At 54.3% G+C, this 396-nt stretch carries 1 protein-coding gene; it reads right to left on the bottom strand.

What is annotated here, in order from left to right; translation table 11 throughout:
* Positions 1–396: TylF/MycF/NovP-related O-methyltransferase (locus tag LK536_RS58535; protein ID WP_506092306.1), on the bottom strand; the 396-nt coding region annotated here is incomplete at both ends.

Here is a 396-nt window from a genome sequence, read left to right as displayed (position 1 = left end):
GAAAAATCCACTTTCTTTGCAAAGGAACATCCATATTCCTCTTCTTTTTGTATCTCCCTTGGATCGAACCCCTCAAAGGTGTCAAACAGGTACAGCCTCCTGTCAGGAAACAGGGCATTGAGTTTCCCGGCCGTATCACCCTTATAGACGCCAAGTTCGGCAATCTGCCCGGGAATGTCCTGCTGATGTAACCGTCTGGCCATCCGCTTTACGGTAGCGCTGCGTATATCAAAGCAGCGGTAAAGCTCCTCGAGAATGAGGAACTCCCCGCGGAAACCAAGGGACAGGGCCTGCTCCTTCAGCTGCCTGGTCCTGTATCCATCGGTGATGCCGGGAAGGATACAGTCTGGGGACATGGCTACCGCCTGGTCCACCTGGAGGATTGGGACGCGGGAC

This window comes from Clostridium pacaense, assembly GCF_020709765.2.
GTDB lineage: Bacteria > Bacillota > Clostridia > Lachnospirales > Lachnospiraceae > Enterocloster > Enterocloster hominis.
Note: the sequence above shows the minus strand (reverse complement) of the source record. Positions and strands in the feature narration are given on the sequence as shown.